9 protein-coding genes are annotated in these 20,032 nt (G+C 56.1%); 4 read left to right on the forward strand and 5 right to left on the reverse strand.

Going from position 1 to position 20,032, the window contains the following annotated elements:
• Positions 1–137 precede the first annotated feature (137 nt).
• Both AC5S16_RS10590 and AC5S16_RS10595 read right to left on the reverse strand, forming a co-directional pair.
• Positions 138–2,096 carry a peptidylprolyl isomerase gene (locus AC5S16_RS10590; protein ID WP_493930029.1) on the reverse strand — a complete coding sequence of 653 codons (1,959 nt, stop codon included), beginning with the start codon at positions 2,094–2,096 and terminating at the stop codon, positions 138–140.
• A gap of 214 nt (positions 2,097–2,310) precedes the next feature.
• Positions 2,311–3,183 carry a metallophosphoesterase gene (locus tag AC5S16_RS10595; protein ID WP_493930030.1) on the reverse strand — a complete coding sequence of 291 codons (873 nt, stop codon included), beginning with the start codon at positions 3,181–3,183 and terminating at the stop codon, positions 2,311–2,313.
• Positions 3,184–3,422: 239 nt separating this feature from the next.
• On the opposite strand from AC5S16_RS10595, the gene AC5S16_RS10600 reads away from it, so the two are divergent.
• Positions 3,423–5,843: an ABC transporter permease gene (locus AC5S16_RS10600; RefSeq protein WP_493930031.1), complete on the forward strand. Its 2,421-nt coding sequence runs from the start codon at positions 3,423–3,425 to the stop codon at positions 5,841–5,843.
• Between the two features lie 757 nt (positions 5,844–6,600).
• Here the strand turns inward: AC5S16_RS10600 and AC5S16_RS10605 are convergent.
• The 3 genes from AC5S16_RS10605 to AC5S16_RS10615 are packed head-to-tail and all read right to left on the reverse strand — an operon-like array spanning position 6,601 to position 13,924.
• The gene (locus tag AC5S16_RS10605; RefSeq protein ID WP_493930032.1) at positions 6,601–8,862 is read right to left on the reverse strand and encodes a glucoamylase family protein; all 2,262 of its coding nucleotides are present in this window, start codon (positions 8,860–8,862) and stop codon (positions 6,601–6,603) included.
• Positions 8,863–8,911: 49 nt separating this feature from the next.
• Positions 8,912–10,336: a tetratricopeptide repeat protein gene (locus tag AC5S16_RS10610; RefSeq protein WP_493930033.1), complete on the reverse strand. Its 1,425-nt coding sequence runs from the start codon at positions 10,334–10,336 to the stop codon at positions 8,912–8,914.
• Positions 10,337–10,372: 36 nt separating this feature from the next.
• Entirely contained in the window at positions 10,373–13,924 is a 3,552-nt protein-coding gene (locus tag AC5S16_RS10615; protein WP_493930034.1) for a TonB-dependent receptor, read from the reverse strand.
• A gap of 207 nt (positions 13,925–14,131) precedes the next feature.
• Between AC5S16_RS10615 and AC5S16_RS10620 the strand changes: the two genes are divergently transcribed.
• The 3 genes from AC5S16_RS10620 (at position 14,132) to AC5S16_RS10630 (ending at position 20,032) form a co-directional block, all read left to right on the forward strand.
• The gene (locus AC5S16_RS10620) at positions 14,132–15,217 is read left to right on the forward strand and encodes a LacI family DNA-binding transcriptional regulator (protein WP_493930035.1); all 1,086 of its coding nucleotides are present in this window, start codon (positions 14,132–14,134) and stop codon (positions 15,215–15,217) included.
• 82 nt (positions 15,218–15,299) lie between these two features.
• Positions 15,300–18,659, forward strand: a complete 3,360-nt coding sequence (locus tag AC5S16_RS10625) for a DUF5107 domain-containing protein (RefSeq protein WP_493930036.1) — start codon at positions 15,300–15,302, stop codon at positions 18,657–18,659.
• On the forward strand, positions 18,656–20,032 hold the full coding sequence (locus AC5S16_RS10630; RefSeq protein ID WP_493930037.1) for a sugar porter family MFS transporter: 1,377 nt from the start codon (positions 18,656–18,658) through the stop codon (positions 20,030–20,032). Before AC5S16_RS10625 ends, AC5S16_RS10630 begins: the two co-directional genes overlap by 4 nt.

Genomic DNA, 20,032 nt, shown 5'->3' on the forward strand with positions numbered 1-20,032 from the left:
GCTCTCTGTGGTGAAATTCCCTCTGCGGACCTCAGCGCATACTCTGCGTCTTCCGCAGTTGACCTTAAAAAATAAAAAGGCCCGTGATCTGAAAGATTCCAAAACCACGAGCCTTCGTTGCTTATCTTTTTCTTCTCTTACGACTGTTGCTGTTGTTGCGCCCGTTTATTAATCCGGATACGGCCTTCCTTCTGGTACTTGTCCATCAGCGTCGAGACAAAAACTTCATACATCTGCTGGCGCTGCTGGTTCAGGAGCGAATCGCGTGTCGCCTCGAAGTTCTTCTGGACCTCATCTGCTGTCGGCTGCTGCTTGTCCACCAGCTTTGCGACCACTGCAGTGCGGCCAGTGTTGACCCCTTTGCTGATCTGCCCAACATTCAGGTCAAAGAACGCCGGAGCCACCTGCGCCAGCTGCCCCACATCCGGCACCTGCGCATCGCGCCCTACCAAGTCGCTCGTCTTGACCGTCGCTCCCACTTCTTTAGCAGCTTTGGCCAGATCATTCTCCGCATGCGCCTTGTCGGCGAGCTCATTCATCTTGCGCGTCATCAGCTGCGGAAGTTGCTGCTCGCGGAAGTCATCCTGAATATGCGATTTGTATTCCTCAAATGCGGGAGCATGTGCCGCCTGCACATCCTTCACCTGGAAGACCGCATATCCATCGCCCGTCGAAGCAGCAACCGGAGCAGCTCCCGGCTTCGCCGTAAACGCATTGGTCAGCAGCTGCGTACCGTCAGCAAGTCCCGGAACAACTGCATTCTGCTCCAGATAATCCGTCGTCGTGGCCTGCAGATGATGTGCCGCCGCCGTCTGGTCGAGGCCGCCCTTCTGCGCTTCATTCGCCAGCTGCTGCGCGAAAGTCTGCTGTGCCTGCGATTCTTTCTGGCGGGTCAGCGTCGCAACAATATCCTGTTTCACTTCATCCAGCGAGCGCGTGTGCGCGGTCTGCTTCTCTTCTGTCTGGATGATGTGATATCCGAACTTCGTGCGCACCAGGTCAGAAATCTGTCCCGGCTGCAGTGAAAACGCGGCCTTGTCGAACTCCGGCACCGTCACGCCATGCTTGATGAAGCCCAGCTCGCCGCCCTGGTCCTTGCTGCCCGGATCATCCGAGTTCTTCTTCGCCAGGTCAGCAAAGTTGCCGCCGCTGTGCAGTTGCTTCAGGATGTCCTGCGCCTTCTGCTTCGCTGCTGCATCGGTCTTCGCGTCCGCGTTCTGGTCGGCCTTGATAAGGATGTGCCGCACCTTCACCTGGTCATCGACCTTGTAATCATTCTGGTGCTGCGAGTAGTACTGCTGCACTTCTGCATCGGTCACCTGTGGAGCGCCCCCCGGCAGGTTCGATGAATTAAAGGCGATGTACTCGATCTTGCGCTTTTCCGGAATGGCCTTGGCGTAACGCGTTGCATTCTGCTTGAAGAAGGTTTGCAGCTCAGCGTCCGTCGGATTGATCTGCTTGCGCAGATCGTCCGCGCTCAACACCGCGTAATCGAACTTGATCTTGGTTCCCTGCTGCGTATAGGCGTCACGCACCTGCTGGTCTGAAACCGAAGCGCCGGCTGTAATAAACGACTGCAGCCGCTGCTGCAGAATCTCTTTCTTCAGCTCGGTCTCAAACTTGTCGCGCGAAATACCGAAGTTTTCCGAAACCAGGCTGGCATAGCGCTCGTCGCCAATATACTGGCCGTTCGGAAAGATCACCTGCCCCCACATGCCCGTGTGCAGAAAATTGCGCAGGTCCTCATCCGTCACCTGGATGCCGAGGTGTTTCGCCTCTTCAAGCTCAATGTGCTGCGCAATCAGCTGCTGCCCCACGCGCTGCATCATGAACGGCAGCACAAAATCCGGAAGCTGCTGGCGCTGCATCATGCGCTGTGCAAGCTGCTGCACTTCCTGCTTGGATACCTCATCGCCGGAACCGAAGAAGCGGCCAAGTCCTCTGCCGCGAATCGAGGCGTAGGCATCGGCGCCAGAAACCTGGTCGCTGAAAATACCCGGAACCAGCGTAATGACCATGGTGATGCAGGCAACGGCGATAATCACGATGAAGATCGCCTTGACGACACGGCTGTCTTTCTGAAGGAAACGAATCATGAATGGCTAATGACCTTTAAAGATGGCCCTTTTTTCTCGAAGAGCTGCATTTCCTGAATAAAGGCAGGAATCTGATTGATTATAAATCACCAAGAGCGGATACCCATCAGGTTGTCATCCTGAGGAGCGAAGCGACGAAGGATCTGCTTTTCGCCTCGATAGCCACAAGCATGGGTGCCCCATCCTTTGCGCAGCAAAGGGTGGGATCCCACAACTACCCCAGCGTAAACACCGTAATCTCCGGAGGGCAATTCAGCCGGAAAGGCAACCCCACCGTTCCGATCCCGCGATTCACATAAAGCTGCATCGCCCCCACCTGAAAGTGCCCTTCCAGATAATTCTTGCCCAGCGGAGGCAGATTCATCGCCGGCAAAAAGGGTATCCGTATCTGCCCGCCATGCGTATGCCCGGAAAGCATCAACCCATAGCCATATTTCGCCGCCTCCGGAGCCACATCCGGCTCATGCGCCATCAGAATCACCGGCTCGCCATCCGCCTGCGCCGTTTTCGGAAACGCCCCGGCAAAATCGCTGGGCACCCTTCCGTTCAGAGCATCCGTTACGCCCGCAAGCCAGATGCGCTTGCCGTCGCGCTCTATCGGAACAGACTCATTCGCCAGCACCGGAATCCCGTGCGAGGTCAGCGCATGGGTCGTAGCCGCCGGGTCCACTATGCAGTCGTGATTCCCCAACACCGCATAGACCTTCGGGCACTGGATACGCATCAGCAGCTCTGCGCAGTCATAGGCCCAGGCAATGGAGCGGTGCTTCTCAATCGGACCGAAGCTCACAAAATCGCCCGTCAGGGCCACCAGATCAGGATTGAGCGCATTCACTTCATGCAGCACCAGCTTCAGGAACGAAGGCTCGGTAAATTCCATCAGGTGAATGTCCGAGATCTGCACGATGCGAAAGCCTTTAAAGGCCTCCGGCAGACCAGGAAGGATAATCGTGCGCCGGACAACATCAATCTCATGTCGCGCGATCTCGCCCGCATAAAAGGCAAATCCCGCAACCGATATAGCGGAAAGCGAAAGAAACTGCCGCCGAGTGAGGATTGGCTTCCTCTCCAGCGTAGAAACACCCATCTAACCATGATACCGGGGATCGAATTCGTCATACTGGATAAAGCGCAGCAAACGAGTTGTCATCCTGAGCGGAGCGGAGTCGAAGGACCTGCTTTTCGCCTCGACTGCCACGAACAAGGGTGCCCCATCCTTTCGCGCCTTTTGCGAAAGGGTGGGAAACCTCAAATCCAAAAAATAGCTCCCATCACCGGAACCACCCGTCTTCCCTCCACGTACACAGCCAGCAGGAGAAAAATCCCATGACCGCTCTGCGTCAGGCTCTCCGCCGCCTTTCAAAATCACCCGGCGTCGTCCTCACTGTCGTTGTTTCCATCGGACTCGGCATCGCCGCCAACGCCACCATCTTCTCCATGGTCAGCCGATTTGTCCTGCGTCCCGCGCCCGTCGGAGACCCGGCCTCGCTCCTGTCGCTTCACATGACGCACGACGGCGACCGGTGCTGCAACAATTTCTCCCTGCCTGTCTTTAAGGATGTCCGCGACCAGGCCAAATCTTTCTCCGGAGTTGCAGCCAACATCGATCTCATGCCGGCCTCCATCGGCGGCAACGGCGAGCCGGAGCGCGTCTGGGGACAAGCCACCACCACCAATTTCTTCGATGTAGCCCAGATCCACATGCCCTTCGGCCGCGGCTTTCTCCCCGGCGAAGAGAAGCAGCCCGTCATCGTCCTTGGTTATCGCCTCTGGCAGCGCCGCTTCGCCGCCGATCCAGCGATCATCGGCAAGTCCATCACGCTTTCTGGAAAGCCGTTTACCGTCGCGGGCATCGCACCGCCCGCATTTCACGGACTCGACCTCATCCTCGATCCCCAGTTCTGGATCCCTCTCGGCAGCTCAGATCAGTCTTCTACCACTCCTTCTGACCAGGAAGCGCGCGATTATCACTGGCTCGCTGTCGTCGCGCGCCTCAATCCAGGCGTCACCCGCAGCCAGGCTTCTGCCGAGCTCAATAAGCTCGCTAAAAATTTTGCAGCAGCCTATCCGGCAACCGACAAAGGTAACGGCTTCCTGATCGATCAGGCCGGATCATTGCCCCCGCGAGACAGATCTACTGTCCTTCTCTTTCTCGCTGCGCTGTCCGTCGTAGTTTTGCTTGTCCTCGGCATCGCCTGCGCTAACGTCTCCAATCTCCTGCTCGCTCAGGCTGCGACGCGCCAGCGGGAAATGGCCGTCCGCATCACTCTCGGAGCAGCGCGCAGCCAGCTCCTGCGCCAGATGCTCATCGAGAGTATCGTCATGGCGCTCGGCGGCGGGCTGCTCGGAGCATTTCTCTCACTGTGGGCCACGACCGCTCTCGGCGCCTTCCACTTCCCCGCACCCGTGCCGCTTGATCTTAGCCTTAGTGTTGATTGGCGCGTCCTGCTCTACGCTCTGGGTCTGAGTGTTGGCGCCGGACTCCTCTTCGGCCTTATCCCCGCGTGGATCGCCTCCCGCCCCATCCTCTCCAGCGCCCTCAAAGGCGAAGACGCGCTCGCCCGCCCCGGACGCCGCTTCACTCTGCGCAATGTTCTCATCGTCTCGCAGATCGCCATGTCCATCGTCCTGCTCTGTGCTACCGGACTCTTCCTCCGCAGCCTTCAGAACGCCACCGGCATCGACATCGGTTTCCGCTCCCACGGAGTTTTGATGGTTTCCGTCGACCCCCGCATCCACGGCTACACACCCGACCAGACCAACCGCTTCCTTGATCTCCTGCATGAGCGCATCGCTGCCATTCCCGGAGTGCTGTCCGTCGCCGCCACCGATTCAATCCCGCTCTCCGGAGGCCACCGCAGTGATGGCTTCTCCGTCGAAGGCCGCAAATCGAGCTCCGAATCGCCTTCTGTCGACGAATACATGGCCACTCCCGGCTATTTTGAAGTTCTTGGAATCCCGCGCATCCTGGGCCGCGACTTTGCCCATGAGCCATCCGCTGGATCGAAAGTCGCCATCGTGAACCAGGCTTTTGTAGATCACTTCTTCGGCAGGGAAAACCCCATCGGCCATCGCGTCACTGGAGGAGGCGCCACCTACGAAATCATCGGCGTCGTCAAAAACATCAAATCGCGCACACTCGGCGAAGACACGCGCCCTGTTCTCTTCCGGTCACTCGCGCAGACTATCTCCAGCGAACCATCGTTCCTCGGCTACACGCTCATCGTCCGCACCGCTGGAGACACAGCCGCAACCACAGCCGCCGTTCGCCATGAAATCCACGCACTCGATCCAGCCATGGCCGTCTACAACGTTGAGACCATCGAAGATCACCTCCGCAGCGCGCTCTTCCTGCCGCGTCTCGCCGGAACGCTCTTTGGCGTCTTCGGCTTTATCGGACTGGCCCTGGCCGCCATCGGCCTCTACAGCGTCATGAGCTACTCCGTCAGCCGCCGCACGCGGGAAATCGGTATCCGCATCGCGCTGGGAGCGCAGCTTCACGCGATCCAAAAACTTGTCGTCGGCCAGGGCATGCTGCTCACTGGAATCGCCCTCCTCATAGGCCTGCCCGCAGCATGGATGATGGCGAAATTCTCCTCAAGCTTCCTCTACGGAGTTCGTCCACACGACGCCGTGACCTTCGCCCTCGTGCCAATCTTCCTGGCAACCATTGCTCTGCTCGCCTGCTGGCTCCCCGCGCGACGTGCCACCAGGGTCGACCCGCAGACCGTCCTGCGCTATGAATAATCCGCTCAACAACAAGGACGCAATTTACACATAACGCACGGCATTTCCACACTACAAAATCTTCTGAACCCCCTTGCATTCAGTCAGATCAGGAGTAAGCTTCAAATCAACGGAAGAGAGATCTTCCAGAAGGAGAGAGTAGACAAGGGCCGTCACGAGGACCGGCAACGGACCTCAACAAAGCGTTCAGGCAACTGGAAGCTTTGGAGCGAGGCATTCAGGCAACTGGACGTTTCGCAAAGCGAAGCCACTGGGCAACCGGAGGCTTCCATAGATGGAACCGAGAAAGCTCGTGCAACGATGTAACGGAAGAAAGAGCAGGAGAAGCGCGGGTCGCAAGGCCTGCTGATCTCGGCTCATTCGGAAGTAACAACCGTTGTGACCTGGAAGCCGAACCAGGTCTTCGAAAAATCGGAAAGAAGGGGCGATCTCCCGCAAGGGAAATCGCCCCTTCGCTTTTCCAGCACAACCACGCGCTCACCCCTTGCCTTGTCATCCTGAGCGGAGCGCGCAGCGCGTAGTCGAAGGACCCGCACCGAAAGGTGCGCTTATTGCCTTGCGCCAGCAAGGCCCTTTGCAGCATCTCGGTTTCAACAGGTGCCTTACCTCGCCCCTTTGCTTTTTCCCACGTTGTCATCCTGAGCGAACCCTGAACGGAGTGAAGGGGGAGTCGAAGGACCCGCACCGAAAGGTGCGCTTATTGCCTTGCGCAGCAAGGCCCTTTGCAGTATCTCGAAATGTCTCAGCCAAACCTTGTTCAGGGTTTCGCTACTGCCTGCTTATCCGTCACCCCATCAAGCTTCCGCAACATCTCACCAACTTCAGGATTAGCCATGAACTGCTTCCAAACCAGCCCGGTGCGATAGTTCTCCACCATCACAACAATAGGAGCCTGATTCAGCCCCATGTATATCGGTGAGATCCAATCCTCCCCAGGATTGAATGCATCACGCGGCCCATAAATGTCCCAGAGCTGGCTTCCAAAGTCGCGATAATAATGCTTCAGCGCCTCCATGGAAGCTTCAGGCGTATAAGGAAAGGAAGAGAGCGCTCCCGTCAGAGTTAAGGTACCGGTATCGTCATTCTCATCCGGAGCATGCGGCACATATCCACCCGGGCCATCACTCGCCGTCAACCCCCAGGCATTCGCGCCATACCCTGGAAAATGTTTCGGATTCGCCATGCAATAGGCGCGGTTAATCAGCGCCATGTTGCGGTTGTTTTCAAAATACGAAGACGTATAGCGATCATGCAGACTGTGAGGATCAAAGCCGAAGAAGGAATAGTGCGTATAAAATAGCGGCCCTCCGGTTCCCGCGCCCACATCCAGCTTGATGTCGTAATACGTGTGCCCGTTGGAATAGTGCTCTCCATCTCTGCTCCTCGACCAGCCTGCTCGGTAGTCTGCCGCAAGCTTCGATTGCGCGGCCCAGCCGGAGTAATACATGCTCGCCGGAACGCCGTGTGTCGGCGACGCAATCGAAAGCAGATAAGTGACCATGACTTCGTTAAAACCGATCAGCGGATGTTGAATCTGCCATCCCCACTCTGCCGACCAGTGCCAGTAAAGAAAATCTCCCGGCTTAGGGCCGCGATACCAGTCCCACTCCACGGTCTCCCAAAGCCGCGTAATCCGCTGGTAAAGGCTCTTCTCGGCAGCACTGTTTCCTTTGAAATACTGCCGCGCAGCCAGCAGGCCTTCCATCAGGAATGACGTCTCAACCAGGTCACCGCCATTGTCGAACATGCCGAACACCGGCATCGTCTTGCCGGTATTTCCGTCCATATAATGCGACCATGCGCCGTGGTAGCGCTGTGCGTGCTCCAGAAAATTGACGATCTTCGCGACCCGCTCGATTCCCTGCTCGCGCGTGATGAATCCGCGGTCCACACCGACAATCAGCGCGCCAATACCCATGCCGCTTGCGCCGGTGGCCACCATGCGGTCGTCTCCGGGAATATTCTCTCGCGCCATTCCGGAGTGAGGCTCGGCCCCGTCCCAGTAATAGTGAAAGCAGGCCTCCTGCAGCATGGTGAGCAACTCGTCGTCGCTCAATTCGCGCGTGGATGCGCTCACACGCTCCGATAGCGGAGATGCGTGGTAATCGCCATCAGACGCGGCTACTTTGTATTGGGCCGTTACCCCTGACTTGCCCAGAAAATCGGAATAGCGCGTCACACCCGGAAGCTGCATGCCGATCGGTTCAAAAGTTTTGCCATCGAGCGATCGATAGATCACATAGCGCCCGAGCGCTGCGCTGTTGACCGCATCCCATCGCAATTCCACATGCCGGTCATAGCCAACAGCTCGAACATTTGCAGGCGCGGGCAACGCAGCGGAATCTTTCGCAGCCAGATCATCATCGGTCCGAATCTCATCGATGAACAAAGTGTGCCGCACACCATCAGCCCGGCTCTGATGAAAGATCACACTGCGCAGCTCCTGCGGGTGAAACTCATAAATAGAAGCCGTGTGAAGCGCGGAAAAAGGAATCTTCACCCGAACCCATCGCCGCGCCGGAATACCTCCAGCAAATTTGGCCAATGGCACAGGCTGTGTAAATGCGCCGGGAAATTCCGCCACCTGTAGACCGGAAGCCTTGTTGGACAGCACGAGTTCAGGAAGATCGTCAGCCGCAATTGCCTGAGGAGCATAGCACCAGAAGTACAGGTTCTCGCCCTTCATTTCAGGAAAGCGATAGCGATAAAAATCAACGTGGATTTCCGCTTCCCATCCGCCGCCGGCCTGCGATTGCCACTCGAGACGAAGTGCATTAGGAGGCGTAAAGAATGTTTTTGTCTCGACCGGCAGCCGCTTATCTTTCAATTCGAGAAAGCTTGCCCCATTGGCTGCGCCACGGCTATTAAAATAAGAATCCGTCGTCAGGCTATTGTCGAAAACACTGTGGCGGTAATACTCCGTGCTTCCCCATGCAGCAGCAGCAAATAGCATGACAACAAAGGCACATAACGCCGCCCTCAAAGCACGTCCCCAGGACAGAAGAAACGAAAACTGCACAATACCTCCGCAGGCTCCCAGACAGAAAGCACCACAGAAATCTTAACTCTCAGCGCTGGGCCAGCAGAAACGTCGTCACCTGCTTGAATCTGGCATTCAGATCATCTTTTTCCTGCTGGCTGTATTTCTGCCGTAATGCAAGTTCCGCTTGTGCTTTCTCGCGTTGGTTTGTATGCGAATAGGCCAGCGCCAGACGATAATGTGCTTGCGAATATTCAGGTTTAAGAGCGATGGCCTGCTCCAGAGAAGCAATGCTCCCCTGCCAGTTCCCTTCCTGCTGGTCGAGAATTCCCAGCTGATAATAGCTTTCCGGAAATTTTGCGTCCGCAGAAACTGCCTGCTGCAAAAGCTGCCGGGCTTGGGCGAGATCCTGCTGGCCTCCCGGCCGGTGAAGAATTCCAGCCGCCGCATACGTCGCCACCGGAGCATTCGATCGATGCCGCCCTGCAAAGCTGATAAGTTTCGCGCAGCCAGGACTGTCATCAGGCATCAAACTGCAATCATGCCCCAGCAGACTCGCGACAAACTCGTCGTCGGGGTTCGCATCCAGGATTTGCGCAAAGATCGGCGCCGCTCCTGCATAATCATTGTTCGAATATCTGGCGACGCCAAGCGCAAGCAGCATCCGTCTGCTGTTTGGATACTTCGTGACCCCATACTCAAAGTTTTGAATGGCTGCATCAAAAGTCCAGTGCCGCAGGAACTCGACTCCAACCATGTATAGATTCGGCTCGCTTGGATCAAGCTTCGCTGCAGCCTGGTAATGAGCAGCTGCCTCCTGATATTGCTTCTGCTTCTCGCTGATATCGCCCAGCAAAGACTGAGCCGATGCGGAAGACTCCACATTCGAAGCACGCACCAAGACCTTACCGGCTTCCCCACTCTGTCCGGAATTATAGAGAGCCAGCCCCCAGTTATAGAGCAGATCATCGTCCGCAGGCCTCGAAGATGCTGCAGCTGCAAAGGCCTCCGCAGCTTCACGCGCCTTGCCCGCTTGCATCAATGCAATCCCGAGATTCGATTGTGTATCCGGATTCCCGCTATCGAGACCCACAGCCCGCTTCAATGCGCGAATAGCGTCATCACTGCGATTGAGTTTCAGATAAGCCGCTCCAAGATTGGCGAGCACCGTTGCAGAAGAAGGATCGAGTTGACATGCTTTTTCCAGAGGGGCAACCGCCTGCTCGAACTCCCCTTCTTCCGCGTACACCTCACCCAGTGAGGCCGCTATCTGAAAGTTGCCGGGATACTTACCAAACAACCTGGCCAGTATCGGCTCAGCATCATGGCTCTTTCCCTCATCCTCAGCCTGCAGTGCTGCGGTTAACGATCGTGCATCTGCCTGTGTCAACCCACTCTGTGCCCGGGCTGCCCACGACAGAAGCAGGAAAACAAGAGCGAGAAGAGCCTTTCTCATCACCGGAGAAAACTCCGTAATCACACGACCGCGAGCCTGAACACAGAGATAGGCCATCCTCATCTCGTGAAATATATTACGGCTCCCTGCTCCTCAGAAGTAGTACTTCAACGCCAGCTGAATAAACCGTGGATTCGGCGTAAACGCACCCAGCGAGCGCGTCGCGCTGATCAGTCCTCCTGTGGAATTGATGGTCCCGTTCGGATCGGCACCCGACCCGCCGAATGCCGGCGTATTGAACAGGTTGAAAATGTCCGCGCGGAACTGTACGTACTGCCCTTCAAACGTGTCGAAGTTCTTAAACACGCTCGTATTGATCCGCTCGAATCCGGGACCATATATCTGGTTGCGCGCCGTGCCCAGGTATGGAATCACCTGCGCAATTCCACGAATAGGCGTGCCCACCGGATTTTGATCCGTCTGCGTATTCGGAATCGCGCTGCCCGGAAGCGGATTGGCAAAGGCACACGGGTTATACCAATTTGTGACGTTGTGCGTGCGTGGCGCGCAGGTCGTGCTCGGATTGGTAGGATCAGGCGACCCTCCGGACGCAAAGGGATCGCGCATCAAAAAAGCGCGGCGGGTATTGGCTCCGTTCACGTTTGAGTTGTTCGGACTCACCGTGAACGGCGTACCGGTCTGTGCCGTAAACACCAGATCCAGAGCCCATCCTCCCGCAATTGCATTCAGCACCCCACCTTGATTGAGGAAGCGCCGTCCTTTGCCGAAGGGCAGTTGGTAGTCGCCGTTGAAAGTAAACCGGTGGCGTACATCCCAGTCGGAATTCGCAAACTCATACCCCATCGGGAGCAGCAGCGCATTGCGATAAGTGCCCGCTCCGCCAGTCAAAGGAGTTGCCGTGTCATCCAGCGCATGGCCATAGGTATACGTCGCAAGGAAGTACAGCCCGTTCGAAGAGCGCTTCTCGAGCGTTGCCTGCCCTGAGTTATAGCTGCCCACTCCTTCATAAGCGTTAAACTGCGATCCGCCAAAATCCGGGAAGGGCCGTATGTTATTCGCGTTATCAGCAGGACCAACCAGGCCAAACGGAGCGTTCTGGTCAGGGAAACCTTGTATGCGGCGCGAGACATTGCCCACATAAGCCAGCGTCAGGCTGAGATCCGATGTGAATGCATACTGCGTCGAGAGATTGAACTGCTCCGTATAGGGCGAGCGGAATTTTGACTGTCCTCCAACCAGCCCGGGAGTAGAAAGAAAGTTCTGAATCCCTTGGCTAAGCGCCTGCGAAAATCCTGTTTCCAGAGTAAGCCCATTGGTCGGGCAGAAATTCGTCGTCGTGCTGCATCCTGGAGCCGGAAAGTTCGACGAGAACGAAAACGGATAATTGAACCCGGGATTAGGCGCGCCGCCTATGCTCTCAAGCCCTCCAAAGAAAATCCCATAGCCGCCGCGGATCACCCAGCGGCTGCTCGGAGTGTAAGCGAATCCCACCCTGGGACTGACATTGGTGTACTGCGGCTCGGCCAGCGACCGGTTCCCCGTATACATAAGGTTGATATTGTCTTTGGCAAGCAGATTCAGGAACACAGGAGCCAACGCCGTGTTCCGCTTGCTGTTCGCCAATACATAATTCGCCGTGCCTGAGCCGGGAGCAATGATCGCGGTTGGATACCAGAGCGCCTGATTGTCATGACGCTCTTCCGGCGGCTGGAAATAGTCATAGCGGATGCCAAGATTCAGCGTCAGGTTCGGCATAGCCTTCCAGTCATCCTGAAAGTATCCCGAGTTGTACCAGTGAACATTGTCAATGTTGAAGTAGTTTGACAGCCCCGCCCCATTCATCTGGTTCGCAAGAAAATCCGCTACACCATAGCCCGTAAAGCTCGCTCCCGGACTCGAAGTGTAAAAGCCATTGAAAGTGTAGCTGCCGTGCGGATTGATCGGTGCCGTAGTGGCAACGCGCACATGCTGGATACTCACGCCCATCTTTAGCGTGTGGTTGCCAGCCACTTTCGTTACGTTATCCAGAACCTGAAAAACATTTTCATACTCAATGGCTGGATAAAAACCTGGAGAACCAAAGCTGCTGATTCCTGACACGCTCGTGCTGGGCAGTCCGCCGTTATTCTTCCCGAACGGAATGCCGCCAAGCCCAACTGTGGGAGCAACATTCGTATTCGCGCTTGGTTGCAGGAACTGCGGATGGCCCCAGTTATAACCAAAGCGAAATTCGTTTGCCAGTGTATTGCTGAACTGGTGCGTCTCACTCAGTGCGTAATTCTGACCCATGTTTACCGTTGGGCCATCTGATCCATACCCGCCGCCATCGAGAACCTCACCCAGCGGCGGCGCGTAATTGCCGCGCTCATTGTAGTAACTCATCCGGAAGAATGCCTGATCGTGCTGGCTGATGTTCCAGTCCAGACGGCCATCCCATTGCACCGTATTATCGAGGTTGTTCCGGTTGATGACGTAGTTGTTGTAAGTTTTGCCTGCATTCGCGTTCGGCAGCGGATAGAGGTTGAGAATCCCCTGTGCGACAGAATCAATCTGATTCGAGCAAAAAACATTCTGCTGGCCGTTGCAGGCAAGCAGCGCAGACCCCTTCGATCCCGGCTGATAAAGAAGAATAGGCTGGCTTGATCCGGTCATACTCGGGCTCAGTAATTCGCTGAAGTTGCCCGTGCGCATCAGCGGAGTAGGAACCGAATATGTGCTGGTCTGCCCGAAAATGATGCGGTTCGCTTCGACATCGCCAAAGAAAAAGAGCCGGTTCTTGATAATAGGTCCGCCTAAGGTGCCTCCAAACTGGTTCTGCCGGTACTTCGGCACTGTCTTCGCAAAGTAATCAAGAGCGTCAAGCGAATCGTTACGCCAGTATTCCCAGACATTCCCATGCAGTGCATTGGTGCCGCTCTTGATCGACGCGTTGATAACTGCGCCTGCCGAATGCCCGAACTGAGCATCGTAGCCGCTGGTCTGTACCTTGAACTCTGCCAGAGCATCCGGTGGCGGCTTGACAATAAAGCTCGCGCCATTCAGGAAGTCGACCTGATTGGAATTGTTATCAACGCCATCCAGAATGAAATTGTTCTGCTCGGCGCGCAGCCCATTCGCGCTGAAGTCCCCTTTGCCTTGTCCGCGCGCTCCGTTCGATTGCGTAACGCCGGCAGACAACTGGGCAATAAAAACATAGTTGCGCCCATTCAGGGGCGTGTCGTTGATCACCTGCGCGCTTACCACTTGTCCGGTGGAAGATTGCTGCGTCTCGAGCAACTGCCCAAGTCCGGAGCTTACCGTAACCGTCTGCGAAATATTGCCTGGCTGCAATTTGAGATCGCCAACAAGTCTCTGATTCAGGTTCAGCACAAGGCCGGCAATGTTACTCGTAGAAAATCCAGGAGCAGAAACACTCACCGAATAATTGCCGATTTTGACGGGAGAGAATACATACACTCCGCTCTGGTTCGTTGCCGATTTCAGAACAAGCCCGGTATCGGTGCTTGTAAGCGTCACTTCTGCATTCGGAACAACCGCTCCAGTCGGGTCCGTTACTGTCCCGGTAATGGTTCCCTGGTCGACCTGCGCATGAGCAGGAAATGCGCAAAGAAACAGAAAGACGAGCAGAGCCACGCCCTGCATAAGCCGCAGTCTAGTAAGACCTCCAAACAAAAAACGCCGCATGATGTCTCCTCGGAACTATTTCATATAAATAACGTGTACGTTCACGTTTTTCTCTCTGAGCCGAACACACTACGCTTGCCGCAAAATTCTTGTCAAGATATCTTTTTGAGCTGTATTTCACGCAGTAACCGCATCGATCTCCAGTGGCGTGTACGTTGCCTGCTCTTTCGTCTTTATTGCCCGGAAAAGCTACAATGACTCACACCGGTGAAGAACAAAAACGGAAAGCCATCTGGAATTAAGGAAATAGCGGCGGCCCTCGATATTTCCATAGGCACCGTCGACCGCGCTCTGCACAACAGGCCCGGCGTGAGCCCTAAGACTCGTGCTCGGGTGATGAAGATGGCCGAGAAGCTTCAGTACCGGCCGAATGTAGCCGCCCGCAGCCTCAAGCTGAACCGCAATCTACGCATCGGAATCAACCTTCCCCGTCAGATTGCCTCTTTCTTCGATCCATTACGCGAAGGCATACGCACAGCTGCTGCTGCAACTCACGGGCTGAATTTCGAGCTGGATTTCCAGACATACCCCAGGATGGGCAGCGGCGACCTTGAAATGCTGGAATCCTGTCTCGACCGCAATTATGACGGCCTCATCATCACCCCCGGTGATCCGGTGCGCATGGACCCGCTGGTGCGTCGTCTCACTCAACGCGGAACTGCGGTTGTCTGCGTAGCCAGCGATGCGCCAAGAACAGAGAGGCTCGCCGCCGTCTGCACGGACGCCGCTGCCAGCGGAGGCATTGCTGCGGAGCTCCTGGCGCTGACGATCAAAGAGAAAGTCTCTGTTGCAACCATCACCGGAAACCTGGGAACACTGGACCACGCGGAAAAACTCCGTGGCTTTGCCGCAACGCTGGCCACCGTAGCTCCACATCTCTCTCTGCTTCCGGCAATGGAAAGTCACGAGCGGCCCAAAGAGGCGTATCAGGCGACGCTTGCGCTGCTGGCCCGCAAATCGCGCCCACAGGGCATCTACATCAGCACAGCCAACAGTCTGCCTGTGCTGCGCGCGCTGGAAGAACAAAAAGCGCTCGGCCAGATCAAAGTCATCACCACCGACCTCTTCCCGGAACTGGTTCCTATGATTGAGTCCGGCTGTATCCTGGCGACGCTGTATCAACGCCCCTTCACGCAAGGCAAAACAGCCATGGAGACTCTGGCCAGATATCTGACGGAAAGGGTCAATCCTGAACCGGTCACCCGCCTGGCTCCTCATATCATTCTGCGCAGCAATCTTCCCCTCTTCCTGAACCGCATTGCTGCAAGCTATAACGAAGCGGACGACCAATAGAACCCAAATGCCTTGACATCCTTTCATTGACTTACTAGAGTTGCGTTAACGTTAACGCTGAAGGCAGCCCCCTCTGATACAAATGGCCGAGACGAACAAACGGAACGAGAACCTGGTATTACCTGCTGCGCCCGCGAGTGAAACCGGCCCGGTAAAAGTGTGGCAGCAGGCAATTGTCATGCCCACGTACACGCCAGGACCACCGGATCGCAATCCGATGTTTTTGAAAAAGCGCGTCTATCAGGGCAGCAGTGGACGCGTCTATCCCATCCCCGTGATCGATCGCATTGCCACCGAGCCCGTAGAACAGGCATGGGACGCGATCCATCTCGAAAATGACTACCTGCGGCTGATGATCCTGCCCGAGATAGGAGGGCGCATTCACGTAGCCTATGACAAAACAAACGGCTACGATTTTTTCTACCGGCAGAATGTCATCAAGCCGGCCCTGGTGGGCCTTGCAGGGCCGTGGATCTCGGGCGGCGTGGAGTTCAACTGGCCGCAGCATCATCGCCCTGCAACCTTCATGCCCGTCGAAGTAGCGATAGAGCGCGCTCTCGATGGATCTGTCACCGTATGGTGCAGCGATCACGATCCCTTGCAGCGCATGAAAGGCATGCACGGCGTGTGCATCCATCCAGATCGCGCATACATCGAGCTCAAAGTTCGCCTTTTTAACAGAACGCCGTACGTCCAGACATTTTTATGGTGGGCCAATGTAGCCTGTCGCGTGCACGAGAAGTATCAGTCATTCTTCCCTCCCGATGTACGTTTCGTGGCCGACCATGCAAAACGCGCCATCACCGGCTTCCCGCTGAGCGACCGTCCTTACTATGGCGTGGACTACCCCGCTCGCGCGCGCAACGGAGTCCCTGAAGAAGAGCAGCCGTCCATGTTTGTACCGGACGGCTCTTACCCGCCAAACGATCTCAGCTGGTACGCCAACATCCCCGTGCCCACCAGCTACATGATCGCTCACACAAAGGAGGATTTCTTCGGCGGCTACGATCATGCCGCCGAAGCCGGCTTTGTGCACGTCGCCAGTCACCACATCGCCCCCGGCAAAAAACAGTGGACATGGGGCAACCACGAATTCGGTTATGCCTGGGACCGCAATTTGACTGACAACGATGGCCCCTACATTGAGCTCATGGCCGGCGTATACACCGACAACCAGCCGGACTTCTCTTTTCTCGCTCCCGGAGAGACCAGAACCTTCTCGCAGTTCTGGTACCCGATCCACAAGATCGGTCCTCCGCAGGCAGCGAACCTTGATGCTGCGATCAGCCTTCGCGTAAAAGAGCACGTCGCATACATAGGCGTCTCTGTCACACGTCCGATCACGCGAGCAGAAATCCTGCTCAAATCCGGTCAAACCACACTCTCAGCGTGGACCGAGGACCTGCATCCCGCAAAAGCCTTCTCCGCATCCTGCAATCTCGCTGAGAATCTCAAAGAAGAACATCTCGCAATCTCGGTTCAAGCCGATGGGCGCGAACTGATTCGATTCAGCCCGCAGGAAATCGTCCCGGCAGAAGCGCCTGAAGTGGCCAGAGAACCTCTGCTTCCCACCGAGATAGCAACGAATGAGGAACTGTATCTCACCGGTCTGCATCTCCAGCAATACCGGCATGCCACACGCAGGCCTGAGATTTATTGGGAGGAAGCCCTCCGCCGTGATCCCGGCGACAGCCGCTGCCATAACGCACTCGGACTATGGCACGTGCATCGCGGCGAATTCTCGCTGGCTGAACAGCACTTTCGCGCCGCCATCGAGCGACTGACGCGCCTGAACCCAAACCCATACGACGGAGAAGCCCATTACAACCTAGGCCTGGCCCTTCGTCTGCAGGAAAAAGATGAAGAAGCTTACGCCGCTTTTTACAAGGCAACATGGAACGCCGCATGGGTCGCACCCTCATATCACGCCCTGGCTGAAATGGACGCAAAGTGCGGTCGCTGGCAAACAGCGCTCGATCATCTCAACCGGTCACTCCAGTCCGGAATAGACAACCTGAATGCGCGCAATTTAATGGTGATGATCCTGCGCAAACTGAAGCGCGATCAAGAAGCAGCTGTATTGCTCGAAGAAACTTCCCGCCTGGACCCACTCGATGTATGGTCACGTTTCTTAGATCGCGGAACACCTCCGCTCAATGGACAACAGGCGCTCGATCTCAGCTTCGATCTCACACGAGCCGGACTGTACGACGAGGCTCTCCAGGTATTAGCTGGCCATTCAGCCCCCATCCCGCTTTACCTGCAGGCATACATCCACGCCCGCATGGGAAATCGAGAAAAGGTTGTCCAATGCTACAAACAGGCATCACAGGCCAATCCAGACTACTGCTTTCCCATCAGGCTTGAAGAGCAGGTCATTCTGGAAGCCGCCATTGCTGCGAATCCTCAGGACGCCCACGCCTTTTACTATCTCGGAAATCTCTTCTACGACAAGGACCGGCATGAAGAAGCAATAGCCGCATGGGAAAAATCATCGAGCCTCGATCCAGGCTATCCAGTAGTCTGGCGCAACCTGGGAATCGCTTACTTCAATATTCTCTGCGACACGCAGAAGTCTTTCGAAGCGTTTGAGCATGCCATTGCACACGGCTCTGACGATGCACGCATCCTCTATGAGCGCGACCAGCTCTGGAAGCGCCTGGGCAAATCACCTGAAGACCGGATCTCTGAGCTCAATCGTTTTCCTCATCTGGTGCAATCACGCGATGACCTGGCGCTTGAAGTGGCAACACTTCTGAACCAGACAGGCAAGCCCGAAGAAGCTCTCAAGCTCCTTACAACTCGCAAATTCCAGCCATGGGAAGGCGGCGAAGGACAAGTACTCGCACAATATGTGCGGGCAAATTTACTTCTTGGAAAGCGGGCCTCGAAATCAAATCACATCCCTGAGGCCCGCTCCTTTTTTGAAGCAGCTCTTCATCCCCCGCACACATTGAGTGAAGCCAAGCACCTGCTCGCCAATTGGAGCGATGTATATTTCTGGATCGGCACTGCATATGCTGCTCAAGGCCGCATGACAGAAGCAAATCAAGCATGGGAACATGCCGCCCGGCAACGCGGCGATTTCCAGCAGATGAGCGTCCGTTCCATCTCCAGCATGACTTTCTGGACGGCAATATCTCTGGAGCAATTAGGGAAAGCAGAAGAAGCCGGAACTATCCTCGAACAGATCTATGAATATTCCTTGCAGCTGGAGAAGCAGGTTCCGAAGATCGACTATTTCGCGACATCGCTGCCCGCCATGCTGCTCTTTGAAGAAGACCTCGACACCAGGAATCGCATTGAAGCAAAATTCCTGCGCGCACAGGCACAGTTCGGCCTGAAGCGCTTTACAGAAGCTGAATCGCTGCTCAGTGAAGTCCTGACGCTCGACAGAAACCACACCGCAGCCACCGATCTGTTAGAACAACTACCTAAATGATCAGCAGATATCCATCAACTAGCTCGACCGAACTGCATCTTTCTCCCTCAGGCAGCAGCAGGTATGTGTATACAGTTTGCGCGATAGCCGCGCTCGCCGGCCTCCTCTTCGGGTTCGATATCGCAGTGATCAACGGCGCTCTGGTCTTCCTGCGAGATCAGTTTCACCTCTCCGACTTCGAGACAGAGCTCGCTGCAAGCAGTCTGCTGGCCGGCTGCATCGCCGGAGCAGCGATCGCCGGCTGGCTCAGCGACCGCTATGGCCGCCGAAGCGTGCTGTCCGCATCCGCACTGCTTTTTGCACTCTCCTCGATTGGCGCTGCCCTGCCGCACAATTTTATCCAGTTCGGCGTCGCGCGTTTTGTAGGAGGAATAGCCATTGGCGTCGCCTCTATGCTGGCTCCGCTCTACATGGCTGAAGTATCACCTGCGCGCATCCGCGGCCGGCTGGTTTCGCTCAACCAGATGGCTATTGTTACCGGCATCCTGCTTGCTTACCTGGTGAACTGGTCGCTTTCCTTTCATGGCGCTTCCGGATGGCGCTGGATGTTTGCCATTGCCGTCATTCCATCCCTGGGACTCTTCATCGGATTGTTCTTCGTGCCAGAAAGCCCAAGGTGGCTGGTCGAACAAAGCCGCGCATCGGAAGCGCTCGGCATCCTGAAGAAAATTGAGGGACACGATGCGGACACGCAGCTTGCCACAATCGAAAAATCTGTACTCGAAGAGGCAGGCACATTCTCTGATCTGCTCGCTCCTCGCCTGCGCCGCCCGCTCTTCCTGGCAGTTGCACTCGCGATTCTGCAGCAGATCACCGGCATCAACACCGTCCTGTTCTACGGCTCCATTATCTGGGAGCGCCAGCTTGGCGGCGCCAGCCATAGTTCCGCCATAGGAGCAAATGTAACCATCGGCCTCATCAATTTTCTGGCAACAATCGTTGCTCTCTGGCTCATCGACCGCACGGGAAGAAAACCGCTGCTCCTGTTTTCGAGCGGATGCATGGCAATCTGCCAACTCCTGCTGGGCATAGCGTTTCTGTTCCCGTCTCCGCCCGCCGTACTGGTGCTGGGCTGCATGCTTCTCTGCGTTGCCGTATTTGCAGTAGGGCTCGGGCCGGCTGTATGGGTTCTCATGGCGGAGCTGTTCCCCACGCGCGTGCGAGGCAGGGCAATGTCAATCGCAAATACCGCGCTTTGGATTGCCAGCTTTGTGCTGACCGCAACATTTCTCTCGCTGGCCCGCGCCATCACCATCACCGGAGCTTTCAGCCTTTACGGTGCGATGTGCGTGCTTACGTTTTTTCTGGTGTGGAAATTGACCCCCGAAACAAAAGGCAGAAGTCTCGAAGAAATTGAACAACTCTGGATGTAG

The sequence above is a fragment of the Acidobacterium sp. FHG110202_01 genome, from assembly GCF_059115305.1.

What these genes read in the sequence shown, in the direction of transcription:
- AC5S16_RS10590 (WP_493930029.1), bottom strand. Translation starts at nt 2,096, where the DNA reads ATGATTCGTTTCCTTCAGAAAGACAGCCGTGTCGTCAAGGCGATCTTC.
- AC5S16_RS10595 (WP_493930030.1), bottom strand. Translation starts at nt 3,183, where the DNA reads ATGGGTGTTTCTACGCTGGAGAGGAAGCCAATCCTCACTCGGCGGCAG.
- AC5S16_RS10600 (WP_493930031.1), top strand. Translation starts at nt 3,423, where the DNA reads ATGACCGCTCTGCGTCAGGCTCTCCGCCGCCTTTCAAAATCACCCGGC.
- AC5S16_RS10610 (WP_493930033.1), bottom strand. Translation starts at nt 10,336, where the DNA reads ATGGCCTATCTCTGTGTTCAGGCTCGCGGTCGTGTGATTACGGAGTTT.
- AC5S16_RS10615 (WP_493930034.1), bottom strand. Translation starts at nt 13,924, where the DNA reads ATGCGGCGTTTTTTGTTTGGAGGTCTTACTAGACTGCGGCTTATGCAG.
- AC5S16_RS10625 (WP_493930036.1), top strand. Translation starts at nt 15,300, where the DNA reads ATGGCCGAGACGAACAAACGGAACGAGAACCTGGTATTACCTGCTGCG.
- AC5S16_RS10630 (WP_493930037.1), top strand. Translation starts at nt 18,656, where the DNA reads ATGATCAGCAGATATCCATCAACTAGCTCGACCGAACTGCATCTTTCT.